Genomic DNA, 22015 nt, shown 5'->3' with positions numbered 1-22015 from the left:
TCTTTCGCGAAAGGCGTCGCTCACAGGGTGAGCTCCTACGCGGGGCGTTAGAGGGGATCTGTCAGCTCGAAGCGAATCGGCAGGTCCGACGTATAACGCTGCGGCCGTTCCGAGGCGGAAGCAAACCGCCAGTTCCGCACCGCTTCCTCAGCCGCCTGGTCAAGCGCCATATCGCCGCTCGAGCGTCCGACCGATACCGAGGTGACATCACCTTCCGGCGTGACCGTCACGCTCAACACCACCTGCCCCTCGCGGTGCGCACGCAGCGCCTCCATCGGGTAACGCGGCGAGGGCATGTAGACCGGCACCAGCGGTTCGGGCTTCGCGGGCGCCGGTGCATCGGCCGCCTTCGCGGCAGGCGCGGCAGCAGCGCGGCGCGGCACCATCTGCGTGGCCAGGTCGACCACGGTACGCGTGCGCAACCGCGCCAGCGGTGTCGATGACGGAGGCTGGTCGGCCACGGTCTTCGCCTTGTAGGCGGGCTCGCTGCCCGGCATTACGATCTCCGCCAGCCGGCGGGTGGCCGGCGCGCGCTCGTAGGTCAGCGCGGTAAGCCAGCTGGTGCCGGCGATACCGATGAGCAGGCCAAGGGCGCTGAGGGAGGTACTGGTGCGGAGTGCGAGCATGCGGAGCCGTTTACGGACGTTCGAGGATCGCCGTGACACCCATGCCACCGGCGGTGCAGATCGAGATCAGGCCGCGGCCCGAACCCTTCTGCTCCAGCATCTTTGCCAGGGTGGCGACGATGCGCGCACCCGTGGCCGCGAACGGGTGGCCCGCGGCGAGACTGGAACCGTTGATGTTGAGCTTTGCCGGATCGATGGATCCCAGCGGGGCATCGAGGCCCAGCCGGTTGCGGCAATAATCCTCGGACTCCCATGCACGCAATGTGCACAACACCTGCGCGGCGAACGCCTCGTGGATCTCGTAGAAGTCGAAATCCTGCAGGGTGAGGCCGTGGCGCTTGAGCATGCGCGGCACCGCGACGGTCGGCGCCATCAGCAGGCCTTCGCCATGGACGAAGTCGACGGCCGAGACCTCGGCATCGAGGAAGTACGCCTGGATCGGCAGGCCACGCTTCGCCGCCCAGTCTTCGCTGGCCAGCAGCACGGCGGCCGCGCCATCGGAAAGACCGGTGGAATTGCCCGCCGTGAGCGTACCCTGGCCCGAGGTCCGGTCGAACGCCGGCTTCAGCGAGGCCAGCTTCTCCAGCGTGGAATCGGCGCGCAGGAAGCCATCGCGCTTGAGCCCGCGGAACGGCACGACCAGATCGTCGAAGAAGCCGGCATCGTAGGCGGCACCGAGTTTCTTGTGGCTGGCCAGGGCCAGCTCATCCTGCTCGACGCGACCGATGTGCCATTCCTTCGCCATCATCTCGCAGTGGTCGCCCATCGACTTGCCCGTGCGCGGCTCGGCCACGCCGGGGAAGGACGGCTTGAGTTCCTTGAACGAGAAGCCGCGCGTCGCGACCTGGAACTTCTCCTTCAGGGTCTTCGCGCGGTTCAGCGCCAGCAGGCGCTTGCGGAATTTCTGCCCGTAGACGATGGGCACGTCGCTAGTGGTATCCGAGCCGCCGGCGATGCCGGCCTCGATCTGCCCCGTGGCGATCTTGTTGGCGATGATGATCGCGTTATCGAGCGAGGTGCCGCAGGCACGCGCCGTGGTGATGCCGGGGGTGGTCGGCGCCAGGCCGGAGGAAAGCACGGCCTCGCGGGCCACGTTCCAGTCCGATGCGTGCTTGATCACCGCGCCCATGGCCACTTCGCCGAGTTCGGCGCCGTGCAGGCCAAATTTCTCCACCAGGGAGCCCAACACCTTGACGGACATGCCAAAGTTGCCGACTTCCGCGTAGGCGGTGTTGTTCCGGCAGAAGGGAATGCGGACGCCACCGACCACACCCACGCGCTTTTGCGACTTTTCCATGCTTTGGGGACTGTCCGAAAAACCTGAATGAGAATGCCCGACCGAGCAACAATCGAAGCCAAAGGGATCGCGGACGCCGACGTTCGCCGACGAACCGGGTATCGGCAAGGCTAACCCGCATCCCCTCTCAACGAAAGGGCAAACACGGCCAATGGTAGAATTGCGTTCCTTTGCCGTTGTGGAAGTGTGTCGTGTCCGAGCCTTTGATCGCCTGCCCCGCCGTCCTGGCGCTGGAACTGGTCCCGGGCGAAACCCCCGATCGGCTCGAACTCACCCGCGATGAAGCCCAGGAGCTGGCGGCCCTCATGGCGGCCGACCTGGCCACCCTGCTGCCGGGCGTGGAAGCCTCGCGCTTCGCCGTGGCCGGCGCCCTGTTCGATGGCGTGGAGCTGCTCCGCCCCGGTTTCCCGGTGTTCGCCACCCTGGAAGAGCTGGCCCGGCGGATCCCGCGGGTCACCACCCAGGGCGGCGTGGTCGCCTTTGGCACCCACGAAGGCCACATGCCGGCCCAGCCGCTGGTCCCGGACCCGCGCTATGCCGGTGGCCCCATGCGCCTGGTCCCGTGGATGCTGCTGGCCCCCGAGGAACTGGCGGCCGAGCTGACCCAGGCGATGGAAACGGCGCTGGTCGGCAAGGGCGAGGCGGGTTCGCTCACGGCGGATTTCCTCATGCGCACGCTCGGCATCCGCCTGGAGCATGCCCGCTACCTCAGCCGCGACGACCTGCTGGCACTCACCTGCGTCCAGTACGAGCACGTGAACCTGGCCCCGCTGTGGACCATGCTCGAGGCCGCCCTGCTCACGCCGTACCGCGACGAAACCGCCATGGGCTCGCGCGGGCTGCCGCTGCGTTACGCCGAGGGCCGGGTCAGCGTCCCCGGCATCGCCGGCTGGTTCGCCCGCGACGGCATCCAGCGTGAAAACCCGGCGCATGAGCTGGCCGGCACCCTGTTCGAACTGCGCCAGTACGCGGCATTGCTGGCCGCCCACCACGTGCCCCTTCACCTGGAAGGCGACCCCGCCGCCACGGCGGGTTATCTGGTCGAGGCACTTGCCGAGGCCGATCCAGCCCTGCCCGCGCCGCAGCTCTACGCCCACGAAGCCGCCGGCCTCGGCATGGCCGCCATCACCGTCGCCCAGCCCTCCCCCGGCAAGGCCCGCGTGCTCGCCCACGGCTACCCGCTCGAACCCAACGCCCTGCACCCGCTCCTCGACGCCCTGGCCACCCGCTACGGCACCGATCCGGAACTCCACACGCTAGGCCGCATGCTCCTCGACGACCGCGGCGCACTGACCGCGCCCGCCCCGTCGCTGCACTAAGGCCCAGTCCTGCGGGACAACTCGGTACCTCGTAGGAGCCCACCCTGTGGGCGACGCCCTTCGCCGCACTACAACAGCACCCGCTGCTCTTTCGCTAAATCTGTCGCCCACAGGGTGGGCTCCTACGGCGACGACCCCGTGATGTACGGGCGATGGTGAACGCACTAGAGTGAGCACTCACGCTCTCGGCTTTTCCTATGCCCCACCCCGTGTCACCCGACGATTTCTCTCCAGCCGACTGGCCTGCGTTCCTGCTTGAGCGCGCGCCGGCGATGCTGGCGTACGTCGGCACGGACAAGCGGCTGCGCTATGCAAGCCCCGCGTTCCGCACATGGATGGGAATAAGTGAAGAAGCGCTCGAGGGTCGCACGCTCGAGGATGTGTTGCCGGCGGATCTGTATCCGCGCATCGCGCCCGGCGTCGCCGCGGCGCTCAGTGGCACACCGGTCATCGCCGATCGCGAACTACGTCGTGAAGAAGTGCACCGCTACGCACAGGCCAGCTTCTCGCCCGACACCACTGACGACGGCCACATCCGTGGCGCGTTCATCGTGCTGGCCGACATCTCCGACCGCCGCGCGCTCGAAGCGCGCCTGAAGGAAAGCGAGCGCCGCTTCGCCCAGGCCTTCCGGCATGCGGCGATCGGCATGGCACTCGTGCTGCCCGATGGCCGCTGGCTGCAGGTGAACGAAGCTATGTGCGGCATGCTTGGATACAGCGACGATGAACTCCTCGGGCTGAGCTTCCAGGACATCACCCACCCCGATGACCTGGCGACCGACCTGATCATGGTCCAGCAGGTGCTCACCGGCGAGCGCCCGTCGTACCACATGGAGAAGCGCTACCTGCACCGCGATGGCCACGTGGTGCACGCGCTGCTCACGGTTTCGCTAGTGCGCGACGAACATGGCGAGCCGCTGTATTTCGTCTCCCAGGTGCAGGACATCACCGAACGCAAGGCCTTCGAAGACGCGCTGTTCCGCGAGCGCGAGCTGGCCGAGGTCACGCTGAAATCCATCGGTGACGCCGTGATCACGACCGATCCCGACCTCCGCGTGACGTCGCTCAACCCGATCGCCGAAGCGATGACCGGCTGGAGCAGCCACGAAGCAGTCGGCCGGCCGATGGACGACATCTTCCAGCTGCGCGATCCGCTCACGCGCCGCCCCATCGCCAACCCGCTGCTCACCGCGGTGGAGAAGAACACCATCATCGGCCTCACCACCGATGCGATCCTCGTCCACCGCAACGTCTTCGACAGCCCGATCGAGGATTCCGCCGCGCCGATCCACGACCACGCCGGCAACGTCGTTGGAGGCGTCGTCGTTTTCCACGACGTGAGCGAGACCCGCGCGCTGGCGCTGAAGATGGCCCACCTCGCCCACCACGACACGCTCACCGGCCTGCCGAACCGCGCGCTGCTGCAATCACGCATGGAGTTCGCCGTGACGGTGGCGACCCGGCGCAAGCAACGCTGCGCGCTGCTGTTCGTCGATATCGACCACTTCAAGCAGATCAACGACACGATGGGCCACGCGGCCGGCGACGCCTTGCTGCAGGAAGTCGCGCGACGCATCCGCTCGGCCGTGCGCCCCGACGATACCGTCAGCCGCCTCGGCGGCGATGAGTTCGTGGTGCTGCTCCCGCATATCGAAGACGGCGTCGACGCGGCGGAAGTCGGCGAGAAGGTGCTGCAGGCATGCAACGAAGCCATCGGCCTCGAAGCCTCGGCCCTGGCGATCAGCTTCAGCATCGGCATCAGCCTTTATCCGGATGACGCGTACGATGCGGAATCCATGCTGCGCAACGCCGACACCGCCATGTACGAGGCGAAGATGCAGGGCCGCAACGGCTACCGCTTCTTCAACGCGAGCATGAACGAGCGCAACACCGCCCGGGTACGCATCGAAGTGGAACTGCGCAAGGCGCTGGCCCGCAACGAACTCAGCCTGCACTACCAGCCGAAGGTCGATGTCGATCTCGGCACGATCGTCGGCGCGGAGGCACTGCTGCGCTGGCAGGTCGACGGCGAGGATGTGTACACGCCCGAGCAGTTCATCCCGGTGGCGGAAGATTGTGGCCTGATCGTGCCGATCGGTGAATGGGCGCTGCGCGAAGCGTGCCGGCAGACCAAGGCGTGGACGGATACGTACAGGCCTTTATCAGTCTCCGTGAACGTCTCGGCGCTGCAGTTCCAGCACACCCGCTTCTTCGAGTCGATGCAGGCGATCCTCGTGGAAACCGGGCTGCATCCGACGCTGCTTGAGCTGGAAGTCACCGAACGCACGGTAATGGAAGGCGGCGACCACATCGCCGACCTGCTGCACCGGATCAAGTCCGAAGGCGTCTCACTCAGCCTCGATGATTTCGGCACCGGCTACTGCAGCCTCTCGTACCTCAAGCACTTCCCGGTCGATACGCTGAAGATCGACCGCGCCTTCATCCGCGATGTCGCCTGGGACAACGACAGCGCCGCCATCGTCAGCGCGATCATCACGATGGGCAAGGGCATGAACAAGATGGTGCTCGCCGAAGGCGTCGAGAGCACCGAGCAAGCCAACTTCCTCGGCAACGCCGGCTGCACCCAGATGCAAGGCTTCCTCTTCGGCCGCGCCGTCCCCGCCCGCGACTTCGAAGACCGCATAGCCCAGGTAGACCGCGGCTTGCCGACAGCCTGACGCGAAAACCCGCCCCACGCCGTAGGAGCCCACCCTGTGGGCGACGCCCTTCGCCTCAGTTCCCATGCTTACGCGCCAGCCCCAAGGCACAGCCTCAACCCATGTCGCCCACAGGGTGGGCTCCTACGAAACCAGCGGCGCCTCATACATGTAGTAATGGCACCGCTCCATCCCCAACCCACCATACGTCGCCTGCGCCCGCGCATTCTCCGTCTCGACGTACAGCCGCAACCCCACCGCGCCGGCACCCTCGGCCATTGCCTTCACATGGTGGTACATGGCTTTGAACACCCCATGCCGCCGAGCTTCCTGCGCCACGTAGACGCTCTGCACCCACCAGAAGTCACCGCAACGCCAGTCACTCCATTCGTAGGTGACCAGCAGGCAACCCACGGGGGCGCCATCGAGTTCCGCCACGAGATAGAACCCACGCCGTGGCTCATCGAACACCGCTCGCACGCCGCGGCCGATGGTCTCCGGATCGAGCCGCTTTTCCTCGGTCTCCCAGGCCATGGCGATGTTCCAGCGGGCGATATGGTCCGCGTCTTCGACGGCGGCGCGGCGTACTTCAAGCGTCATGATTGTTGTCCGGTGATGGCCGCCGCTTGCGCGACGCGCCCAGTTTGCGTGTCAGGGTGTTGCGGCCGACGCCCAGGGCGATGGCTGCCTGCTGGCGGTGGCCTTCGTTGGCGACCAGCGCGGCCTGCAAGAGGGTCTTGTCCATGGCCTCGCGAGCGCGGGCGTGGATGTCCGGCTCGCCCTGGGCCAGGGCGTCCTGTGCCCAGGCGCGCAGTGCGTCGGTCCACTCACCCGTGCGCGTGCCACGCGGAGGTAGTGCGCCTAGGTCGGCGCTCTGGATTTCCACGCCCGGCGAGATCACGGCGAGGCGGCGGCAGAGGTTTTCCAGTTCGCGCACGTTGCCGGGGTAGTCGCGCTGTTCGATGAGCTTCATGGCGCCGCGCGAGAAGCGCTTCACCGGCAGGTTCAGTTCCGCGGCTGCTTTCGCGAGGAAGTGCTTCGCGAGCAATGGAACATCGCCCCGACGCTCGCGCAACGATGGCAGCGGAATGCGGACGACATCGAGGCGATGCTTGAGGTCGGCACGGAACAGGCCTTGCGCGACGCGCGACTCGAGGTCCTGGTGGGTGGCGGCGATGATGCGGACATTACCGCGCATCAGCTCGCGACCACCCACGCGGTAGAACTCACCGCCCGCCAACACGCGCAGAAGTCGCGTCTGCAGGCCGAGCGGCATGTCGCCGATTTCATCGAGGAACAGCGTGCCGCCATCGGCCTGTTCGAAACGACCAGCCACGCGACGCGTCGCGCCGGTGAACGCGCCGGCTTCGTGGCCGAAGAGTTCGCTTTCCAGCAGTTCGGAGGGAATCGCGGCCGTGTTCAAGGCGACGTACGGCTTGCCCGCCCGGGCGCTTTCTTCGTGCAGGGCCCGCGCGACCAGCTCCTTGCCGGTGCCGGTTTCACCGGTAATCAGCACGTTGAGGTCGCTGGCCGCCACGCGGCCGATCAGGCGGAAGACTTCGCGCATCGCTGCGCTTTCGCCGATCAATGCATGCTCGTCGGTGCGCTGCACCGGGATGCTGACTTCCTCGTTCGCCGCGGCGAGCGCACGCTCGACCGTGCCCACGGCCTGGTCCAGGTCGAACGGCTTGGCGAGGTAATCCGCCGCGCCGGCGCGATAGGCCGCGGCCGTCGTGGCCACATCGGTGAAGGCACTCATAACGATCACCGGGCCGATGTTCCGGCGCGTGAGGTCTTCAAGCAGCCGAAGACCGTTCTCCCCGGGCATGCGCACATCGGTGACGAGCAAGGCCGGGCGGCTTTCTTCCAGCGCGGCCCGTACCGCATCGCCGGCGCTGAATTCGCGCACCGTGTGGCCGGCATCGCGCAATGCTTCGGCAAGGACAAAGCGCACGCCACGGTCATCGTCGGCGATCCAGATCTCACTCATGCGGGCGTTCCATGGGGAGGTAGAGGGAGAACACGGTGTCGCCGGGGCGGCTCGCGTAACGCAGGTCGCCGCCGTGCTCCAGCGCGATCTCGCGCGACAGCGCCAGGCCGAGGCCGGTGCCGTCGGGGCGGCCGCTGACCAGCGGCTGGAATAGCACGTCACGAAGCTCGTCCGGTACGCCCGGGCCATCGTCCGTCACGTCCACACGCAGGGCCGCACGCACGGTGCGATCGCCAAGGCGCGCACCATGCTCGATGCGGGTGCGCAGCGTGAGCGTGCGCGCGCCGGCCTCGATGGCGTTGCGGGTGAGGTTGAGCAGGACCTGCAGGAGGCGATCGTTGTCGCCGAGCACGTCCGGGAGGCTCGGGTCGTAGTCGTGGCGCACGGCCGGCGCATTCGCCTCCGCCGTCACCAGCCCCTCCAGGCGTTCCAGCAATTCGTGGATGTTCACCGGGCCGATGCGCGCGGCACCGCCATGGCGAAGCAGACCATCGGCAAGGGCAGCGAGCCGGTCCGCCTCGGCGATAACCATGGCCGCCAGCGACCGGAGGTCATCATCCGCCACCCGGCGCTCCAGCAGCTGCGCCGCACCACGCAGGCCAGCGAGCGGGTTCTTCACTTCATGGGCAAAGCCGCGGAGGGTCGCGGATAGCGGCGTCTCGGTGACGCTGAGGTCCGGCGCCAGCGGGTGGACTTCAATCAGGACCCGCCCATCACCGATCGGCTGGAGTGCCAGGTCGGCCGTGATGTCCCGGCCGCGGGCGGTGCCGAAGGTGATGGCGCGAAGGTTGAAGCCGCGTGCTTCAGAGGTGGTGCGGGCAAGCTGAGCAGCCAGATTGGGCTCGCGGATGAGCTGGCCCACGGGCTGCCCTACCGCCGTGCGGGGGCCTACATCAAGCATCTCGCCCAGGGCCGGGTTGATCCACGCGACACGCAGGTCCGCGCCCACGACCGCCAGGCCGGTGCCGAGGAGGGTTAGGAGTTCAGCCTGATCGGGTGCATGCATTGCACCAATTTAGGGAGGGTTTTGTTGCGGTGCAACTGGAGGGATTCCTAGGCGCAAGAGCTGCGAGACGACCTATTCCCGTCATCCGTGGGATGCCATGCGTGTACTCACATCGCCCTCGTAAAATCCACGCGTATCCGACGATTCGTAAAGCCGGAGCACGCCCGGGACCCGTGGATGCCATGCGACCCGGCGCTTACCAGCCGAAGCGACCCGAAATCATTGTACTTCCGTCAAAAACGACGGAAGATGGGACTTTAGACCCTTATGGCACCCCGTTATGCTGCTTGAGTACGGTTTCAAGAACTACTTTTCCTTCCGGGAAGGCGCCGAGATCTCGTTCAAGCTCGACAACAATTGCCCCGAGCATATCTCGAGGGGCGAAGCCTATACGCCCGTACTTTGCGTAAAGGGAGCAAACGCTGCTGGTAAGACGCATGTACTACGCGCGCTAGGATTTCTCGAGCTGTTCGTCACCAGATCGTTTGCTCGAGCCGACGGGGAGCATCTCCCGCTTAAGTCACATTTCGACAGCAACGAGCCGACCGCGTTCTACGTGGAGTTCATGGTGGGCGATCATACGTATCGCTACGAACTCGAAGCCACTGAAACCGAAATCCTTCGGGAGACGATTCATCGGACGAAGTCCAAACGCACGAAGATCCTTGAGCGCATTAAGAACGAAATCGTGCATATGCCCGCGAAGCAACCAGCTCTTAAGTCTATCGTCCTTCGCTCCAATGCCTCAGTCGTCTCGACGCTATCTCAACACAAGATCGACGTGCTTGACGAGGTAGCCGACTTCTTCGAAAGCATTGATTCAAACGTAGGCTTCGGCGGCTTGTATAAAGAACGTCCGATCGATGAAGCTGGACGACTCGCGCATCACTCCGCCGAGCTACGAAAGTTCATCGTTGACTTCCTAAGTCGCTGCGACACCGGGGTGAGTGACATACGCATCCTCGAGGTCGATGAAGAGGATGGCTCAAAAGGTTACAAGACCCTCTTTGTTCATCAGTCGAACGGCAAGGACCATCTCGTTTCCTACATTCTCGAATCAACGGGAACGGTCAAGCTGTATAAGACACTCCCTACGTATTTCCGCGCCTTGAAGCACGGCGGCGTCATGGTAAATGACGAATTCGACATGCAGCTACACCCTGACATCTTGCCCCTGATCATCGACCTGTTCCTTGATCCAACCGTGAATACGGGCGGTGGTCAGCTGATCTTTAGCACGCATGACTCAGGCATACTCGACAAACTAGGTCGCTACAGGACGTATCTCGTAGGCAAAGAAGAAAATGAGAGCTTCACTTACAGACTGACCAGCATTCCTGGTGACATTCTTCGGAATGATCGTCCGATTCGTCCTGCCTATGAAGCTGGAAAGGTTGGCGGCGTTCCCCGCCTATGAAATACGACAACAAGCGTGGCGCCAGCTTCCTGCTTAAGCTCGATGAGTGCCGTCTGAAAGCGAAGTCCAGCGACCTCACCAAACGCTGCAAGTTTAACTTTTCCTACTTCACTGTTGCCAACGGAAGCCAGGACTTCTGTGATTGGGAGCCGGAGCAACTGCACAAACTGCTCAATGCTCTCAAGGACTACAGTGTTGAATCCCTACATCACTGGCAGAAGCAGAAGATGGGGAAAGGAAGCGTACTCAGTGTGTACGGTGACTTTCCGAAGAACTCGGCATTCAAGCATCCCCAGTCTGTCCCGACCGATGTCATTTGGGGCCGCTTTCGTCTGCAGAGTGCCGTGAGACTGTGTGGCTTCATGGTACCTCGTGAATTCCATGGTGAATCGCACGTGTCGAGTGGCGAAGCGTTTGATAGCAACACGTTCTACGTCGTTTTTCTGGACAGGGAGCACAGCTTCTACCAGATCGAACCAAAGTAATTTCAGGGGCGCAGACTCGCCCAAGGACTGCTAGTTGACCCTCCTCCCACTGACGTCGAGATGCCAGAGCGACGCCAGGCCCTCCTGAGGTCTAGATCGCCGACGGATGACGACTGTTGTCCCACACCCATTTAGCATGGGCACGCGCGACCCCCTCAGTACCAGTCCGCATCATCGCCGCCACCGCCTCCAGCGACAAAGCCAACTGCTTCGTCTCGATACCCTCCGCTTCATGGACCAGGTCAGCCAAGGTGGCGACGACTCCGCGGGCATACTGCAGCCAGGCTGTCGCTTCATTCAAAAGCTCATGCACCGTCGGCTCATCGGCCGAAACCTCGCTCGGTCTCGCGCCCACAGTGCTGAAATCAAAATCCCTCATACCTTCCCTCCAACGCCACACCAACACGACCAAACGTGGCACAACAGTCAACCACCGACCTGCCATGCCACGGACCATACGATCGCGGGTTCACCGGCTGCCTGTGTCCAGGCGCCGGGTGGCTTGATTGATGACGTGTTTGCGGCGTCGAGCGCCCATGAGGTGCGCCAGGCGTAGCGCCTGCCTCATTCGATCAAGAATTGCCTCAAAAGATGGGCGTCGCCGCGGTTCTTCAACCGTGCCTGCGGCTTATGCAGGCGGCCCGTGGACCGGTGGGGTGTCGCCGGGGGGATTCGGCGGGCGAGCGAAAGCCGTATGATCAAGGGTAGCCATAATCAACTCTTCTTCAGTTGGTTTGGTTAGCGAGGTAGGTGTGTTAGCGCACACCTGCCTCGCGACTCTCACCGCCATGGCGGTGGTTGCCTCGGTAGTTCGTGACCGGCGAGGCAACGAGATCACCCTAACAAAACGCTTCTGCGTTGTCTGTAAGACAAATCGTGCTCCGCGTAAGCGATCCGTTCGCCCCACACACAAAGCGTGAGACGAACGGACACATTGCGCAACGTCGAACGGCACATATGCCGTCGATACATCACTCGCTCAAGGTATGTACGCCGGATTACGCGTAACAGCCGACACCGTAGCAGTCCCCACCGGAATACCCTGCGCGAACGCAGTCACACCGAACGCACCATTGAGCGCATCAGCAGCCTGCGCACTCAACGCCAGCGATGCCCCATTGATCGTCACCGACCCGGCAACGCCGGTGCCCTTGATCACCGGATTACTTGTCAGCGTGATGTCGAACAACGGCAAGCGACCGACGAGATCGCCATTGGCCGTGACCAGCCCGGTCAGCACCGGCGTCGGTCCCGTCGTGTCGATAACGAAGTCCGTAAGGCTAACTGTTGTCGCGCCAGCTTTCAGGTTAAGACCGCCTGTATGCACGATCTCGCCTTTGGCCGTGCCCAGGTCGATTTGCCCCGCGGGGATGGGGAACTTGGCGGTAGCGCCGCCCAACTCACCCGGGAACTGTCGACTTGGTTTCACGCCCAGCGAGGTCAGGGCATTCAACAGCACGGGGGATAACGTCACCGTCGTGCTTCCCGCATAGGTGCTCACCGTCGGTGCGGCGAAGGTCGGCGCGGCGAATCCCAGCGCGAGGGCGGCCGTGAGGAGGGGCAGACGAGCAAGCTTAGGAATCATGATCATCTCCGGATTTGGGTTATGCCAGGCGTGACCGCTCATGACTGCTCCCCCTCAGCCTTGTCGTGACCTGCCCGACCCAGCCTTCTTCCTACGGACGGGAAGCACGAATGGATGCACTCGGTGCCTTCCCCACGATCAACCGAGATGGCGTCGCCCGGCCCGCTGATACTGTGAATTCGCCAGGCCCACGCCGCTGACACGGCTTCCACGCGCCCTGCACCGAACGCACCCCACCCTCCGCGTTCCCTACAGGACGCTGCCATGACCGACGCCGCTGCACCGACCCTCACCGAAGAGGGACGGCCGTTCCCTCTGGGCCCGTCTTTCGATGGCTCCGGCACCAACTTCGCCCTGTTTTCCGCCCACGCCACGCGGGTGGAGCTGTGCCTGTTCGACGAGGAAGGCAACGAGACGCGCGTTGACCTGCCTGGCTACACGGATGAGATCTGGCACGGGTACGTGCCGGACGTTCGGCCGGGCCAGCAATATGGCTACCGCGTCCACGGCCCGTACGAGCCGGCGAACGGCCACCGCTTCAATCACAACAAGCTGCTGGTCGACCCGTATGCGCGTGAACTGGCCGGCGACCTGATCTGGTGTGACGAACTCTTCGGCTATTCGGTCGGCCACGCAGATGCGGATCTCAGCTTCGACGAACGCGATAGCGCGCCCTTCGTACCCAAGGCCGTCGTGGTCGAGGAAGACTACGACTGGGGCGACGATGCGCGCCTGATGCACCCGTGGGAGGACACGGTCATCATGGAAACGCACGTGCGCGGTTACACGATGCGGCATCCCGGGGTGCCCGAGGACCTGCGCGGAACGCTGGCCGGCCTGGCGCAGCGACCGATCACCGATTACATCCGCTCGCTGGGCGTCTCGGCCGTCGAGCTTCTCCCGATCCACGCGTACGCCGACGACCAGCACCTGCTCGATGCGGGCCGGCGCAACTACTGGGGCTACAACACGCTGGCCTTCTTCGCGATGAAGCGCCGTTACCTCGCCAGCGGCCACCGCAACGAGTTCCGCGATGCGGTGCGCGGTCTTCATGAAGCAGGCATCGAGGTCATCCTGGACGTTGTCTACAACCACACCGCCGAAGGCAGCGAGCTCGGCCCCACGCTCTCGTATCGCGGTATCGACAACGCGTCGTACTACCGCCTGGCGGAAGACCGCCGGTGTTACATCAACGACACGGGCACCGGTAACACGCTGAACGTCTCGCACCCGCGCGTCATCCAGATGATCACGGATTCGCTGCGCTACTGGGTGCAGGACATGCACGTCGACGGTTTCCGCTTCGACCTGGCGACCATCCTGGGGCGCGAACCCAGCGGCTTCGACCAGCGCGGCGGAATTCTGGACGCTGTGGGGCAGGACCCGCTGCTGGCGACGGTGAAGCTCATCGCCGAGCCGTGGGATTGCGGCCCCGGCGGCTACCAGGTCGGGCACTTCCCACCGGGTTGGGCTGAGTGGAATGACCGCTTCCGCGATGACATGCGCAGCTTCTGGAAAGGCGACGAGGGCAAGCTTGGCGACTTCGCCAGCCGCTTCACGGGCTCCGCCGATTTCTTCAACAAGCGCGGCCGGCGCCCGTGGTCGACGGTCAACTTCATCACGGCGCACGATGGCTTCACCCTCGGCGACCTGGTCAGCTACAACGAGAAGCACAACGAGGCCAATGGCGAAGACAACCGCGATGGCTCGGACAACAACCACTCGTGGAACGGCGGCGCCGAAGGCCCCACCGACGACCAGGGCATCCTGACGCTACGCGAACAGCAGATGCGCAATCTGCTGGCGTCGCTTATCTTCGCCCGTGGTACGCCCATGCTGCTCGCCGGCGACGAGCGCGGGCAGACGCAGCACGGCAATAACAACGTCTACGGCCAGGATAGCGAGATCGCCTGGATCGACTGGGAGCGCGACCCCACCGAGGGCCGGCTGACCCGGTTCGTGCAGGAAGCAATCGCGCTGCGCCGGAAGTATCCGCTGCTCACCCGCTCGCGCTTCGAGACCGGGCGGGTCCAGCCCGAAGACACGCGGCTCGTGGCGACGTGGCTATCGCCTTCGGCAGAGACCATGCAGGACGATCAGTGGGCGGGTGATGCCCGTGCGGTCGCGTTGCGGATGGACGGTGTCACGGCGGTTTCGGACGATGGCACGAGCGTGTCGGGAAGCTTGCTGATGATCGTCAACGCCTGGGCGGAGCCGATTGAGTTCACTCTGCCCGATGCGGGGGATGAGGGGTGGCGGCTCGCCTTGTCGTCCACGCTGGACGCGTCAGGCGGAGCACAGGCGGAAGGCACATTCGTCGCTGTCGGTCGCTCGTTCACGGTCCTCGAATCGACCCCGCAATCCGGACACTAACCGCAGGAACCCAGAGGCAACGATGGCCCTTGTACGTATTTTCATCATGTATCCCGCCGCGCAGAGCAAGACCTGGCATGTCTCCGTGGATGGGGCCGAGGGGAGTTCCCATACGGATGGTCTCCTCGCCATCCAGGCGGCCGTGGAGCGGGCAAGGGCGCTGGAGGACATGGGCCACGACGTCGTCGTGAAACAGGAAGGCGCGGATGGTAGCTGGCAGGTCATTCGGGAATGAAAGCCACCGGATTCCTGAGCGAGATCGGCTTCCCCGCGCCACGCCTCTGTTAAGGTGAGCAAATGCCCCGTCAACTGCTTGCTGTCGTCATCGAACCCAGCCTGCCGCTAGCGCAGGCTGTGAGCGACGTGCTGCGCCAGCGGGGTTATGAAACGCTCACATCGCCGACCCACGCCGGTGGCGCCCGGCAGGTCGAACAGCGGGAGCGTGTCGACCTCCGCGTGGCCGGGGTGCCCGCCCCCGGGGAGGAGCACGCGGGCGCCTACCTCGAAGAGGCGCGGGGCAAGAACGGCTCCATGAGCATCGTCATCATGCTCTCCGACCCCAATGAGCCATTGGACGATGCACCTGCCGATGCCCTTCGGCTCATCAAGCCCTTCAGCCGCCAGGAATTGACCGACGCGATTGATCGCGCCACGGGTAGCCACGTTCCGGAGTGAGTCGTCGTCAAGCCGTTGTCGACGGTCCGTCGTTTTCTTCACGGAAGTTAAAGCGGGCGCATGCGGTCCGCACGGCTGGCCGACTGCATCTGCACACTTCACGCGCGATGGTTGGGCTGTCGTCCACACTCAATGAATCCATGTCGACTCCCGCCCGCCTCGCGTCGTGCCGTATTTTCATCATCCACGAGGATCCCGTTCTTGGGTCGACGCTGGCGTCTGCCTGCGAGCATCGGGGCGCAAGGATCGTGGGCATTCACCGCAGCGCCGAACAGGCGCTTCAGGCGCTCGCCTTTCACGCACTTGCCCACCACGGCGACCTCATCGCGATCCTCGACAGTCGGGTGGACGACGCGGCGAGGGTTGCGCACGCGCTGGCAGACCGGGGCGTGCCTTATCTTGTAATCGTTGACTCCGGCGACGGGGCGGGCGCGGATTTGGGTGGCGCAACCACTCTCACGGCACCGGTTCCGCGCGGAGCGCTCATGGAGGCGGTGACGGCCCTCTGCACCGGGGGCGATCGTGGGTGACGACAAGACGAATCGAGGCCCAGCGGACCGACAGCGTATCAACATCAACGAGAGCCGCGAGATCCGCTACTGGACGCGCGCGCTCGGCGTAACCGAGGAGAGGCTCCGGGAGATTGTCGGGCGGGTTGGGGTGATGTCGAGGGATGTCCGCGCAGCTATCAAGCAATGGTGAGGTCGTGTGGCCAGGACTGGCGTGCGCGAGGCGTGGGGCTAGCTCGATCAGGGATGCTTGAGTTGACTTGCCAGCGACAACGCATTGGGAACCGCTGCACCGTGCGCGGTGTTGTCGAAGATGCACCATGCATCTCTTCCTGAGGTTCGCGCGCATTCCATCCGCTCCGCTGTGGTCGCTATGAATGGCTCGTCGTAGGACGACTCGTAGATTCGCGGCGAGCCGTGCAGGCGGAGGTATAGGATTCGCGCGGTATCCGGGGCGGCCCTACCTGATACAGGTGCCGGATCGGCCGACACCCAGCCGATGTTGGCTTCGGCCAGCACCTCAGCCCCGCGTTCGGTGAACCACGAGGCGTGCCGTGGTTCGCAGACAGCAGGAACTGCCGTGAGGGTTCTCAACAGTGAGAAGAACCGGCCCGCGATTTTTGTATCCATCGCCAGGCTGGGAGGGAGTTGGATCAGCAGGCAGCCAAGCTTTTCTCCGAGGCCCGCGACCTCACCGTAAAACCGGCGTAGGGGCTCATCGCAGTGCTCCAGACGAAGGTCGTGGGTAATCGAACGCGGAACCTTCACGCTGAAAGCGAAGCCAGCTGGAACACTCGCTGCCCACCGCCGATATGTTCTCTCCTGATGCGGCCGATAGAACGAGCTGTTGATTTCGACACAGGAGAAGCGCTGTGCGTAACGCTCGAGATGGCTTCCGCCAGTCGGGAATTCGGCGGCCACTGCCGATGGCAAGGACCAGCCTGCACACCCAACCCGCGCGATCGCCACGGCTCAGACTCCTCGTCAGCCTACGACGTACTCAATAGGCTTGAATCGAAAGTTATTCGACAAGCCCGCCGAACATGCAGTAAGGCCGATCACCAGATCCATCTGCGCGACGAACGAAGTGGCGTCTCCAGCCTTGCTCAACGGTGGTTCGACTGATAGCGCGCCAGTTATCCCGTCTACCTGTACGTTCATGAACACATTAAACGCGGTCGGAATACAGTCCGGCGCGATGCCGTACGGCTCGAGAGCCTCGGCCAGATTTCCGAAACACCCACGGTGCGGCTCCGTGTGCCCGTAGAGCTTCGAGAACATCTCTCTTGAACACGGGGCCAGCAGGAAATCGTGACGCTTAACGTCGTCCTGCCCGATCACCAGCATGGGACTGCTTCGGTTCGAGTACAGGGTGTCCCCCGTGCTCAGGAGGAACTTGCTCGCGTAGTCGAGCGAGCGTCCGCTCGATAACCACTCGGCCGTGTCATCGGCATTAAATGCCACGAGGTCGCTTACTTGCTGCCCTTCCGGGTCGATAACCGTCAGGCGCTGGCCACGCCGGAGGACAAAGGCCGTGCCGCTCTGCGGCGGGATCGTAACTCGGTTCAAGCCGTCTTCCTCATGGGGGACATGGATCTCGGTGCGAATGGGCATCGCCACTCACCGGTGTTATTGCGCCCACTGTATTGGCGGGCTTCAGAGGTTGAACCGTGAACAGCCAGCATCGGGTTAGACGACCCATTGCGCTCAATGTCCTGGTCGATGATGGCTGATTTCAGCCGATCGTAGCGACCTTCCTGGCGCAGGAACTCGAACTGGGCATGCAGGTTGAATACGAGCGCCGCGTGGGACAGCCGGCGGCCCGGGCGGGACGCACCGGGGTGCAAGCCGACCACGTAGAAGCCCTTGCCGCCGATGCTCATGCTGAAAGCCGGGTCGTCGGGATCGTCGCTTACGGCGGGATCCCAGTCATGCTCGCCACGATCAATATCATGGATTCCCTGGAGGCGCCTGAAGAGCAGCTTCTCGAAGGCTTCCTCTGCCATGGGTGCTCCATCGACGAAATGGACCACAAGGCTGTGGAAGGTATCTTCGGCCTTTTGCGCGTTCGCGAAGGCCGCGATGTCACGGGCGAGCCTCGCGTCATCCGCAGGGCAGGCCATGGCGCCAGCAAAGACGTGGGAGACTTGGCCGCGGCGATGGGCCGTAAGACCCATAAAGCATGGAAAGGAATCGCCCTCGAGCAGGCGGTCGAATTCGGCGAGTGCCGTCTTTTGGGCGTTAGCAGTCATGCGCCCAGCCTGTCTGCGAATCCGTGAATCGCAGACAGAAAGGTGTTGAAGACGGTGACTACATAGGTGAGGCCCTTCACGGCGGCCTTTCACGTCCCCGGCGGGACGGAAGCGGCGTTGTGCATACGGCGTACAGGGCGTGTCGCCGGGGCCGCGCCGCCCTAATGCGTATTCACACTAACCGCACCTCAGCCTGCGGTTCGGCCTATCTCGCCGCTGGCCCTGCCCGTCTTTCGACGACTCAGGTGGGCCCGCAACGGAATGTCGTAGAACTTCATCACCAGGTACGCGAACCCGACCATGGCAATAACACCCCCGATCACCACCAGCGCCAGCTCCGTGGGACCCGGATGGGTCTTGTCGTAGTAGTTACCGAATGCATAGATGACGGCGTAGTGCGTCATGTAAAGCGGATACGAGATCTCACCGGCCAGCTTGCAGAACTTCTTCGATCGTTCGCCCAGTGTGGCGCCCGCCCCCAGCATCACCAGCAGGGGAAAGTAGATGATCATCACGGCCGCTTCCCGGATCCATCCGCCCTTGGCGTACGGCATCACAAGCGCGAACACCAGGAGCAGCGCGAGGAGGAAGAAACCAAAGCGGTTTTTGATGACCAGGCCGCATCGATAAACCAACAGGCCTGCCAGGAACGAGAAGTTGACCCGGGCAGCGCCGACCCAGAAGGTCTCGCCATTGAATCCGGCCCACAGGTTGCCGTACCTGTAGCCCACGGCGCAGAGAATCAGCGCCGCGCCTGCGGTTGCTATGCCCAACGCCCGCCGGCCCAGCCGGCACAGGAACACCGCGTAGACGATATTCGCGACGTATTCCCAGAACAACGACCATGCAGGCGAGTTCAGGCTGAACAGGCAGAAGCCGCGCTCTTGCATGGCCGGGTAGGGAATCAGGAAGAGCGACGCCAGGAAGATAAGGCTGACCTGCCCTGCACTGTACGGGAGAGCTCCCGGCCGAAACGGATCCACATACAGTGTGATCAGACCGAGCACCGACCCAAACACCACCATCGGATGCAGGCGAATCAGCCGGACCCTGGCGAAGTTCCATTTCCCCATGGAACCGACACGATCGTCATACGCATAGCCGATGACGAATCCGGAAAGACAGAAGAAGAAATCCACCGCCAGCCAGCCATGCCCGATAAACAGGTCGCTGTAATTGCCGATCACCATCTCCATGAAATGGAAGACCACCACGGCGATAGCGGCGACGCCGCGCAGCCCATCGAGGGCGGGAAAGTGTTTCCGGGCCGGCGTGGGCGCCTGGATGTCCGATAGAGCCGAAATGGGCATGCCTTGCTGCTTGCTTAAAACCGAGGTCAACGGGGCACTCTAGAGCAAGCCGCCTATAACCGATAGCGACCTTGTCACGCCGGCGGGTGCTGGTCATCATTAGCCGGTATCAGGGATATTCCCATATCGATCAAAGGCATCCCCATGCGCGTCCATTTCGTCGTCCACGAAGCTTTCGAGGCACCCGGTGCGTTCGAGACCTGGGCAAAAGCCCGGGGCCATGCGATCACCCATTCGCGCGTTTATCTCGGCGAGCCCCTACCCGCCTCGGCAGAGGACATAGACCTGCTCATCGTCATGGGCGGCCCGCAAAGCCCGGCCACTACGAAGGACGAATGCCCGCACTTCGACGCGGCCGCAGAATGCGAGCTCATCAGCGATTGCGTGAAAGCCGATCGCGCAGTCATCGGCGTCTGCCTGGGGTCGCAGCTCATCGGCAATGCACTTGGCGCGCCGTTCGAGCACAGCCCCGAAAAGGAAATCGGCAAGTTTCCCATCGCCCTGACGGCGGCCGGCGTGGGCCACCCCATGTTCCAGCACTTCGGCGCGACGCTGGACGTCGGTCACTGGCATAACGACATGCCCGGCCTTACCAAGGACGCGGTGGTCATTGCCTACAGCGCGGGCTGCCCGCGCCAGATCATCGAATACGCGCCGCTCGTGTACGGTTTCCAGTGCCATATGGAATTGACGGCACAGGAAATCGAATTGCTGATCGCGGCCTCGGAGGCCGAATTCCCGGCGCTGACGAGCCATCGCTTCGTGCAGCAGCCGGATGCCCTCCGGGCAAACGACTACCGCGCGATGAACGAAAAGCTGTTCGGCTTTCTGGATCTGCTTGCTGCCGCTTGCCGTCGCGAAGCGGCCATGCCCACAGCCTGAGGCATCAATGGTTCGCTATCGGCGAAGGTGCGGCAACTGCGGTGGCCGTCGCGGTCGATGACGATTTCCACTCGATGTGCGTGCTGATGAAGGAAAATGCCGCCGTGCCTACGGGCCCGATGACGGCAACCAGAAGCACCATGCCCCAGACCTTGCGCTTCCAGGACACGAGGTCTTTTACGTCCCGCTTCAATTCCTCAAAGGGCTTCTTGAAGCTCACGAATTCGGGGCCCAGCGCATCCGCCTTGACGTCGACGCGCCTGACATATGCTTCTACATCCTTGACGGATGCGTCGACCTGGGTGATCGACCCTTCGATGCGCTTGATGTGTCCTTCAAAGCGGACCTCCATGGCCTTCATGGAGCTTTCGATCCGTCCTTCCATGTAGATCGTCTTGCGTCAACTACTAAGCATGTAGTTGACAACACCTCACCCACCGGCCTATATCTACTACACATCTAGTAGATAACCGCACGGGGAACTATGCATGAAGATCTCACTCGCCGGCTTTGCGCTGCGCGGCTCGGTCGCTATCGCCGGTATCCTCGCGGCCCCCGCCGCCGCTCGGGCCGCTACCTGCCCTACTCCCGATGAATCCGCAGGCGGTCCCAGCAACGCCCACACCCGCCATATCGAGACCCACCTGCAACCCGCGGTCATCAAGCAGGGCGATAAGCCATTCACCCTGGCCGAACGCATGCAGCAGTACGGCGTACCTGGCTTAAGCGTCGCCGTTATCCACAACGGCAAAATCGATTGGGCCCGAGGCTGGGGCGTTCGCGATACCGTGGGTTGCGCGCCGGTAACACCGGATACGGCCTTCCAGTCGGCGTCGATCAGCAAGGTGCCAACGGCAGTGCTCGCGCTGCGCCTCGTTGAACAAGGCAAGATCGGGCTGGATGCGAACATCAACGATGCGCTCAAGTCCTGGCAACTGCCAAAGGATTCCAAGCTTGCGCCGAATGGAGTCACTCTCCGTCAGCTACTAAGCCACACCGCCGGCCTCGGCATGCACGGCTTCAGCGGCTATGCACCGGGCGACAAACTTCCTACTCCCGTGCAACTCCTGGACGGCGTCCCGCCAGCCAACACCGGCCCTGTGCGCAGCATTCTCCCGGCGGGTGCCCAGTTCGAATACTCGGGCGGCGGATATGTCATTACGCAGGTTGCACTTTCCGATGTCACCGGCGTGCCTTTCGATGAACTGGAGCAACGCGAGGTCCTGCGCCCGCTAGGCATGACTCGCAGTTCGTATACCCAGCCCCCATCCGAGGCGATCCGCACCAACATCGCATTCGGCCATGAGAATGGCAGCCCGATACCGGGTAACTACGAGGTACTCCCCGAGGAGGCTCCCGCAGGCTTGTGGACCACGGCCAGCGACCTGGCCAGGCTGCTTATGGATATCCAGGCCTCCGCCGCCGGGAAGAAGGGCCACCTGCTTTCACCCGCCATGGCCCGGCAGATGCTGACGCCGGTGAAGGACAACTGGGGCCTCGGCGTTTTCCTCTTCGAGAACGGCGCTCCGCGGTTCGGCCACGATGGCGTCAACCGAGGGTTCCAGTCGGTCATGGTGGCTTACACCCACAAGGGCGAGGGCATCGTCGCGCGGCCCAACGGTGGCGGCGGCC

General features: G+C 63.7%; 23 protein-coding genes. 11 read left to right on the top strand and 12 right to left on the bottom strand.

All coding sequences use genetic code 11. The annotated features are described in order from the left end of the window. Positions 1 to 47: 47 nt before the first annotated feature. Positions 48 to 626, bottom strand: a complete 579-nt coding sequence (locus ACTHLF_RS16970; RefSeq protein ID WP_440328800.1) for an energy transducer TonB — start codon at positions 624 to 626, stop codon at positions 48 to 50. Positions 627 to 636: 10 nt separating this feature from the next. Continuing rightward, positions 637 to 1923 (bottom strand): acetyl-CoA C-acetyltransferase, encoded by a 1287-nt coding sequence (locus ACTHLF_RS16965; protein WP_440328798.1) that lies wholly within the window; start codon positions 1921 to 1923, stop codon positions 637 to 639. 191 nt (positions 1924 to 2114) lie between these two features. Between ACTHLF_RS16965 and ACTHLF_RS16960 the strand changes: the two genes are divergently transcribed. Continuing rightward, the gene (locus ACTHLF_RS16960) at positions 2115 to 3242 is read left to right on the top strand and encodes a hypothetical protein (RefSeq protein ID WP_440328797.1); all 1128 of its coding nucleotides are present in this window, start codon (positions 2115 to 2117) and stop codon (positions 3240 to 3242) included. A 197-nt stretch (positions 3243 to 3439) separates the two neighbouring features. Further along, a complete protein-coding gene (locus ACTHLF_RS16955; RefSeq protein WP_440328795.1) occupies positions 3440 to 5920 on the top strand; it encodes an EAL domain-containing protein in 2481 nt (826 codons plus the stop codon). Between the two features lie 123 nt (positions 5921 to 6043). Here ACTHLF_RS16955 and ACTHLF_RS16950 read toward each other — a convergent pair whose 3' ends face one another. Genes ACTHLF_RS16950 through ACTHLF_RS16940 form a run of 3 tightly spaced genes read right to left on the bottom strand, consistent with a single transcriptional unit; the run spans position 6044 to position 8895 of the window. Then, a complete protein-coding gene (locus ACTHLF_RS16950) occupies positions 6044 to 6499 on the bottom strand; it encodes an N-acetyltransferase family protein (protein WP_440328793.1) in 456 nt (151 codons plus the stop codon). Beyond that, positions 6489 to 7889 carry a nitrogen regulation protein NR(I) gene (ntrC, locus tag ACTHLF_RS16945; protein ID WP_440328791.1) on the bottom strand — a complete coding sequence of 467 codons (1401 nt, stop codon included), beginning with the start codon at positions 7887 to 7889 and terminating at the stop codon, positions 6489 to 6491. Before ntrC ends, ACTHLF_RS16950 begins: the two co-directional genes overlap by 11 nt. Continuing rightward, complete coding sequence (locus ACTHLF_RS16940; RefSeq protein WP_440328789.1) at positions 7882 to 8895, bottom strand: two-component system sensor histidine kinase NtrB; 1014 nt, start codon at positions 8893 to 8895, stop codon at positions 7882 to 7884. The genes ntrC and ACTHLF_RS16940 overlap by 8 nt, the downstream gene beginning before the upstream one ends. Positions 8896 to 9175: 280 nt before the next feature. On the opposite strand from ACTHLF_RS16940, the gene ACTHLF_RS16935 reads away from it, so the two are divergent. Both ACTHLF_RS16935 and ACTHLF_RS16930 read left to right on the top strand, forming a co-directional pair. Next, entirely contained in the window at positions 9176 to 10312 is a 1137-nt protein-coding gene (locus ACTHLF_RS16935) for an AAA family ATPase (RefSeq protein ID WP_440328787.1), read from the top strand. Next, the gene (locus ACTHLF_RS16930; RefSeq protein ID WP_440328785.1) at positions 10309 to 10797 is read left to right on the top strand and encodes a hypothetical protein; all 489 of its coding nucleotides are present in this window, start codon (positions 10309 to 10311) and stop codon (positions 10795 to 10797) included. Before ACTHLF_RS16935 ends, ACTHLF_RS16930 begins: the two co-directional genes overlap by 4 nt. 91 nt (positions 10798 to 10888) lie before the next feature. On the opposite strand, the gene ACTHLF_RS16925 is transcribed toward ACTHLF_RS16930, so the two are convergent. Continuing rightward, complete coding sequence (locus ACTHLF_RS16925; RefSeq protein ID WP_440328784.1) at positions 10889 to 11176, bottom strand: hypothetical protein; 288 nt, start codon at positions 11174 to 11176, stop codon at positions 10889 to 10891. Positions 11177 to 11776: 600 nt separating this feature from the next. Continuing rightward, positions 11777 to 12424 carry a hypothetical protein gene (locus tag ACTHLF_RS16920; RefSeq protein ID WP_440328782.1) on the bottom strand — a complete coding sequence of 216 codons (648 nt, stop codon included), beginning with the start codon at positions 12422 to 12424 and terminating at the stop codon, positions 11777 to 11779. Between the two features lie 222 nt (positions 12425 to 12646). Between ACTHLF_RS16920 and glgX the strand changes: the two genes are divergently transcribed. The 5 genes from glgX to ACTHLF_RS16895 all read left to right on the top strand — a co-directional run bounded on the left by glgX (position 12647) and on the right by ACTHLF_RS16895 (position 16132). Next, entirely contained in the window at positions 12647 to 14755 is a 2109-nt protein-coding gene (gene glgX, locus ACTHLF_RS16915) for a glycogen debranching protein GlgX (protein WP_440328780.1), read from the top strand. A 22-nt stretch (positions 14756 to 14777) separates the two neighbouring features. Next, a complete protein-coding gene (locus ACTHLF_RS16910; protein ID WP_440328778.1) occupies positions 14778 to 14990 on the top strand; it encodes a hypothetical protein in 213 nt (70 codons plus the stop codon). Between the two features lie 62 nt (positions 14991 to 15052). Continuing rightward, the gene (locus ACTHLF_RS16905; RefSeq protein ID WP_440328777.1) at positions 15053 to 15430 is read left to right on the top strand and encodes a hypothetical protein; all 378 of its coding nucleotides are present in this window, start codon (positions 15053 to 15055) and stop codon (positions 15428 to 15430) included. A 140-nt stretch (positions 15431 to 15570) separates the two neighbouring features. Further along, positions 15571 to 15960: a hypothetical protein gene (locus ACTHLF_RS16900; protein WP_440328776.1), complete on the top strand. Its 390-nt coding sequence runs from the start codon at positions 15571 to 15573 to the stop codon at positions 15958 to 15960. Beyond that, complete coding sequence (locus ACTHLF_RS16895; protein ID WP_440328774.1) at positions 15953 to 16132, top strand: DUF3606 domain-containing protein; 180 nt, start codon at positions 15953 to 15955, stop codon at positions 16130 to 16132. Before ACTHLF_RS16900 ends, ACTHLF_RS16895 begins: the two co-directional genes overlap by 8 nt. A gap of 47 nt (positions 16133 to 16179) precedes the next feature. Here the strand turns inward: ACTHLF_RS16895 and ACTHLF_RS16890 are convergent, their stop codons facing one another. The 4 genes from ACTHLF_RS16890 to ACTHLF_RS16875 form a co-directional block, all read right to left on the bottom strand. Beyond that, positions 16180 to 16908, bottom strand: a complete 729-nt coding sequence (locus tag ACTHLF_RS16890; protein ID WP_440328772.1) for a DUF72 domain-containing protein — start codon at positions 16906 to 16908, stop codon at positions 16180 to 16182. Between the two features lie 15 nt (positions 16909 to 16923). After that, positions 16924 to 17508, bottom strand: a complete 585-nt coding sequence (locus ACTHLF_RS16885) for a DUF1989 domain-containing protein (protein WP_440328770.1) — start codon at positions 17506 to 17508, stop codon at positions 16924 to 16926. Continuing rightward, positions 17505 to 18191 carry a guanitoxin biosynthesis heme-dependent pre-guanitoxin N-hydroxylase GntA gene (gene gntA / locus ACTHLF_RS16880; protein ID WP_440328768.1) on the bottom strand — a complete coding sequence of 229 codons (687 nt, stop codon included), beginning with the start codon at positions 18189 to 18191 and terminating at the stop codon, positions 17505 to 17507. The genes ACTHLF_RS16885 and gntA overlap by 4 nt, the downstream gene beginning before the upstream one ends. A 188-nt stretch (positions 18192 to 18379) precedes the next feature. After that, a complete protein-coding gene (locus tag ACTHLF_RS16875) occupies positions 18380 to 19501 on the bottom strand; it encodes an acyltransferase family protein (protein WP_440328766.1) in 1122 nt (373 codons plus the stop codon). A 144-nt stretch (positions 19502 to 19645) separates the two neighbouring features. On the opposite strand from ACTHLF_RS16875, the gene ACTHLF_RS16870 reads away from it, so the two are divergent. Next, positions 19646 to 20383: a type 1 glutamine amidotransferase gene (locus tag ACTHLF_RS16870; protein WP_440328765.1), complete on the top strand. Its 738-nt coding sequence runs from the start codon at positions 19646 to 19648 to the stop codon at positions 20381 to 20383. A 4-nt stretch (positions 20384 to 20387) separates the two neighbouring features. Here ACTHLF_RS16870 and ACTHLF_RS16865 read toward each other — a convergent pair whose 3' ends face one another. Then, entirely contained in the window at positions 20388 to 20768 is a 381-nt protein-coding gene (locus ACTHLF_RS16865; protein ID WP_440328763.1) for a hypothetical protein, read from the bottom strand. 103 nt (positions 20769 to 20871) lie between these two features. On the opposite strand from ACTHLF_RS16865, the gene ACTHLF_RS16860 reads away from it, so the two are divergent. Next, a partial coding sequence (locus ACTHLF_RS16860) for a serine hydrolase domain-containing protein (protein WP_440328761.1) occupies positions 20872 to 22015 on the top strand: 1144 nt, incomplete at its 3' end.

Source organism: Luteibacter sp., assembly GCF_051958795.1.
GTDB lineage: Bacteria > Pseudomonadota > Gammaproteobacteria > Xanthomonadales > Rhodanobacteraceae > Luteibacter.
This window is presented reverse-complemented; position numbering and strand designations above follow the sequence as displayed.

What these genes read in the sequence shown, in the direction of transcription:
- ACTHLF_RS16970 (WP_440328800.1), bottom strand. Translation starts at nt 626, where the DNA reads ATGCTCGCACTCCGCACCAGTACCTCCCTCAGCGCCCTTGGCCTGCTC.
- ACTHLF_RS16965 (WP_440328798.1), bottom strand. Translation starts at nt 1,923, where the DNA reads ATGGAAAAGTCGCAAAAGCGCGTGGGTGTGGTCGGTGGCGTCCGCATT.
- ACTHLF_RS16955 (WP_440328795.1), top strand. Translation starts at nt 3,440, where the DNA reads ATGCCCCACCCCGTGTCACCCGACGATTTCTCTCCAGCCGACTGGCCT.
- ACTHLF_RS16950 (WP_440328793.1), bottom strand. Translation starts at nt 6,499, where the DNA reads ATGACGCTTGAAGTACGCCGCGCCGCCGTCGAAGACGCGGACCATATC.
- ntrC (WP_440328791.1), bottom strand. Translation starts at nt 7,889, where the DNA reads ATGAGTGAGATCTGGATCGCCGACGATGACCGTGGCGTGCGCTTTGTC.
- ACTHLF_RS16940 (WP_440328789.1), bottom strand. Translation starts at nt 8,895, where the DNA reads ATGCATGCACCCGATCAGGCTGAACTCCTAACCCTCCTCGGCACCGGC.
- ACTHLF_RS16935 (WP_440328787.1), top strand. Translation starts at nt 9,176, where the DNA reads ATGCTGCTTGAGTACGGTTTCAAGAACTACTTTTCCTTCCGGGAAGGC.
- ACTHLF_RS16930 (WP_440328785.1), top strand. Translation starts at nt 10,309, where the DNA reads ATGAAATACGACAACAAGCGTGGCGCCAGCTTCCTGCTTAAGCTCGAT.
- ACTHLF_RS16925 (WP_440328784.1), bottom strand. Translation starts at nt 11,176, where the DNA reads ATGAGGGATTTTGATTTCAGCACTGTGGGCGCGAGACCGAGCGAGGTT.
- ACTHLF_RS16920 (WP_440328782.1), bottom strand. Translation starts at nt 12,424, where the DNA reads ATGAGCGGTCACGCCTGGCATAACCCAAATCCGGAGATGATCATGATT.
- glgX (WP_440328780.1), top strand. Translation starts at nt 12,647, where the DNA reads ATGACCGACGCCGCTGCACCGACCCTCACCGAAGAGGGACGGCCGTTC.
- ACTHLF_RS16910 (WP_440328778.1), top strand. Translation starts at nt 14,778, where the DNA reads ATGGCCCTTGTACGTATTTTCATCATGTATCCCGCCGCGCAGAGCAAG.
- ACTHLF_RS16905 (WP_440328777.1), top strand. Translation starts at nt 15,053, where the DNA reads ATGCCCCGTCAACTGCTTGCTGTCGTCATCGAACCCAGCCTGCCGCTA.
- ACTHLF_RS16900 (WP_440328776.1), top strand. Translation starts at nt 15,571, where the DNA reads ATGTCGACTCCCGCCCGCCTCGCGTCGTGCCGTATTTTCATCATCCAC.
- gntA (WP_440328768.1), bottom strand. Translation starts at nt 18,191, where the DNA reads ATGACTGCTAACGCCCAAAAGACGGCACTCGCCGAATTCGACCGCCTG.
- ACTHLF_RS16875 (WP_440328766.1), bottom strand. Translation starts at nt 19,501, where the DNA reads ATGCCCATTTCGGCTCTATCGGACATCCAGGCGCCCACGCCGGCCCGG.
- ACTHLF_RS16870 (WP_440328765.1), top strand. Translation starts at nt 19,646, where the DNA reads ATGCGCGTCCATTTCGTCGTCCACGAAGCTTTCGAGGCACCCGGTGCG.
- ACTHLF_RS16865 (WP_440328763.1), bottom strand. Translation starts at nt 20,768, where the DNA reads ATGGAAGGACGGATCGAAAGCTCCATGAAGGCCATGGAGGTCCGCTTT.